Here is a 3,202-nt window from a genome sequence, read left to right as displayed (position 1 = left end):
CCACCGTGCTCCCCGTACACATGCCCACGCCCGCGACCGCGGACCCGACCGTGGCGATCCCGAACCCGGTCCACCCCGCGACGGTGTGCCCTTCGTCGTACTGATGCGCGCCCACGATGTACCGCCCCCTGCACGTCCGCCTCTAGAATCCTTCAACCCCTCACTACCTAAGAGGTTAAACACATAAACCTCTCACGCGCTAAGAGAAATCCCGAGGAACCACCATGCAGGGCAAGCCGCGCCCGCCCGCGACCCCCGCACAGACCCTGTCCGCGATGGACCACCTGATCGCGACGAGCATGATCGGCCAGCAGGAGATGACCCAGCGCCTGGACCTGACCATCTCGGACCTCACCTGCTTCGCGTACGTCCTGGAGGCGGGCGACGACCTGCTCACCGCCGGCGACCTGGCCGTCCGGGCCAACGTCACGACGGGCGCGGTGACCGGCATCCTCAACCGCCTGGAACGCGCCGGCTACGTCACCCGCCGCCCCGACCCCGAGGACCGCCGCCGCGTCCGCGTGGCCGCCACCGCCTGCGCCGCCGAACAGGTCCAGTCCCTCTACGCCCCGTACTACGCCCGCCTCACGGAGCTCTTCTCCGACTACTCCTCGGACGAGATCGCCGTCCTGCACGACTGGTTCAGCCGTGCGGGCGGCTTGACGAAGCAGTACCTGGCGGAGCTGCGGGAGGAAAAGTGACACGGAGGAGCACGGACGGGCTCAGGCGCCGGGCTTCTGCTGCGGAGGACGGTAGGCGGCGAAGGGCAGCGTGGACGTGCGGTGCCGGCGGACGGTCTTGCGCGGCGGACGGGTGAGGGTGATCTGGCGGACGAGCTGCTGGAAGCAGGCGAGGGCTGCGAGAGCGGGAAGAGCCGCGGTCGCCACACCGGTGATGGTCTTGGGCGCCTGGGCAATGCACAGCAGCATGACGATGCCCGAGAAGAGCAGCACAACGGACCAGGAGTGCGCGGCGCGACGCCGATGGAGAGCGGCGCGCAGAATCGACAAAGTAGCCACCGTCCAGGGGCCGTAGACAAGCAAGGGCCACAAACCGCCGGATCCATAGGCGGCGTGGGTACCGGGAAGACGTCGGAGAGGGTCGTAGGTGATCACTCCGCCGAGCATGCTGACCATCGAGACGACGACAGCCGCGATGGCGACGATCAGATAACTGGTCTTCTGCAGCGGACTGAGCGCGGGCTTTCGCGGTGCGACACGGCGATGCCCGGGCACGGTACGCACGCGCGTCATTTCATCGGTGACGTGCGCCAAACCGGCGAGACGTTCCGCTGCGGGCATTTCCTCGCCGGATTCACCCGCCGCCGGCTCCGGGGGAAATACGCCGCTCTCAGCCGCGGCCTGATCCCTCAGCAGATACGCCAGCTCTTCCGCCGGATCCCACGACGCGTCCAAAGGAGCGAACGGCGGGAAAGGCTGTGGTACGGGCGCCGGGGAGGAACTCTCGTAATCCGTGTACGGCCACGACCTCACCCCGGGCTCCAGATGGGTTCCACCGATTCCGTAGCCGCTGTACGTCTCAGACATGACGGATCTGCCCCACCCAACCCCCATGACGCGCGACGACCGATTCCCCGGTCCACAGGCGCTCGAACTCGTCCTGGATCTCGCTCATCTCCGCAAGGAAACCCTCAAAGGCATGGGACGAGTACAGCAATTCAATGCGATTACCGCGAAAACACAGAATGGCGTTCGAGTCCGGGGTGGACGGGGGTCGCGGTGTGAAGGTCCACCCTCCCTTCGACGGCACACGGGCATCACGGCGGGAATCCGCGCTGATTGAAGGACCCCATGGCGCAGTAGAGGACGTTGCTGCAGTCATACCCCACCAACGCCGGACACAATGGCGCAGATGCGCGGCAATCAGGTGATGGGGTTGGGCCATACAGGCGTTTCACGAGGAGTAAAGACCGATGCCGCATGGCGCAGCACGTCCGATGTGATCTTGGGTGTTATTGGGACACCCCCGCCGCAATGTCCGCGCGAAGAATCCCCAAGACACCCGGCGCCCTGCCCACGGCCCACTCCCACGGCCCACGGGCGGGGCACACCACCCGCATCCGGCCCACCCCCACACGACCCGATACGTCAGGGCCCCGGATCTCTCCGGGGCCCCTGCGCAGCGGGGTAGGCCGCTGCCGCTGATCGATACCGAGCCGCGATGCGAGCTCGCGGCTCATCCGGTCATGTCGCCCCGCCCACTCGCGTTCCCGCGACGGGCGTAGCCGCCGACCCCGGCCATCCGCGGGCCGGGAGTGGATCAGCGGCGGTCGCCGCGGTGGTCGCCGCGGTGGTCGCCGCCGCGGTGGTGGTGACCGCGGTCACGGTCACCCCAGGAGAAGTCGTCGACGAAGCGGCCACGGTCGTTGCGCAGGGTGACCGTGTCGGAGCGGTTGTCCCAGAACTCGCGGCGACGGTCCTGGAACAGGTCGCTACGGCTGTCACGGCCCTCGCCGGTACGGACGCGGACGGTGGCCCGTCCGTCCAGGCGGTAGTGGCGGAAGGTGTAGGTGCGGCCGTCCTCGTCGGCCAGCGTCCACCCGTCCAGGTTCACGCCGTGGCGGCTCCTGTTGGTGATCTCCACCCACTCCTTGTTCAGGGAGCGGTTCGAGTTGTCGTCGCGGCCCGGGGCGTCGTACTGGACGTCGCTGATCTTCACGTGCGGCCGGTGCGGGCGGCTGTCGGCAGCGGACGCCGGCAGCGTCACCGCTCCGACCAGGGCGCCGGCTGCGAGCGCGGCGGCGGTCAGACTGCGGGCGGTTACGATCTTGGAAACAGGCACAAACTCTCCCTGCTCGGTGCGCGCACCACCCCGCCTGCGGCCAGTCGACCGACGGGGTGTGCGATGTGCGGGTGGCGGCCGGTCGGCCGCACATCCACACCTTGGACCCGTTGTGCCGGTAATACGGATGAGACGTGAACCATGTTACGAATCACCCATGTCACCGTGACTCTCCCCTGTATCACCCATCTATGCACCGTATGCACCAGGTTGACGCCCAGGTACGACGCCGACCCGTGCGCCCGTTGGCCCCCGGTCATCGCCACCTCCGCCACGCCACCCCACCAACACATGCGACGTCACCCGAAAGTGAGTAACAACCCGCCTGTACACGCACACCGCGCCGACACGGCCGAACGCAGCCCTCAGCGCCCCTGCGACCCGTCGCGCACACCCCACC

Annotated in this window: 4 protein-coding genes; 1 reads left to right on the top strand and 3 read right to left on the bottom strand. The window is 68.0% G+C overall.

Translation table 11 applies throughout. The features are described 5' to 3' along the window. Positions 1 to 115 (bottom strand): HGxxPAAW family protein (locus tag FNH08_RS53790; protein WP_322726594.1); only part of this gene is annotated, 115 nt, incomplete at its 3' end. Between the two features lie 109 nt (positions 116 to 224). Here FNH08_RS53790 and FNH08_RS47625 point away from each other — a divergent pair. After that, positions 225 to 701, top strand: coding sequence for a MarR family transcriptional regulator (locus FNH08_RS47625; RefSeq protein WP_152778138.1), 477 nt, complete (start codon positions 225 to 227; stop codon positions 699 to 701). Between the two features lie 21 nt (positions 702 to 722). Here the strand turns inward: FNH08_RS47625 and FNH08_RS47620 are convergent, their stop codons facing one another. Together FNH08_RS47620 and FNH08_RS47615 are read right to left on the bottom strand one after the other, a co-directional pair. After that, a complete protein-coding gene (locus FNH08_RS47620; RefSeq protein WP_152778137.1) occupies positions 723 to 1,415 on the bottom strand; it encodes a DUF2637 domain-containing protein in 693 nt (230 codons plus the stop codon). 865 nt (positions 1,416 to 2,280) lie between these two features. Beyond that, entirely contained in the window at positions 2,281 to 2,802 is a 522-nt protein-coding gene (locus FNH08_RS47615; RefSeq protein WP_322726593.1) for a lamin tail domain-containing protein, read from the bottom strand. Positions 2,803 to 3,202 lie beyond the last annotated feature (400 nt).

Source organism: Streptomyces spongiae (assembly GCF_009377185.1).
Classification (GTDB): Bacteria; Actinomycetota; Actinomycetes; order Streptomycetales; family Streptomycetaceae; genus Streptomyces; species Streptomyces spongiae.
The sequence above is the reverse complement of the archived record's forward strand: the minus strand, read 5'-3'. Positions and strand labels throughout refer to the sequence as shown.

Coding starts and splice junctions, on each gene's coding strand:
- FNH08_RS47625 (WP_152778138.1), top strand. CDS start 225: ATGCAGGGCAAGCCGCGCCCGCCCGCGACCCCCGCACAGACCCTGTCC.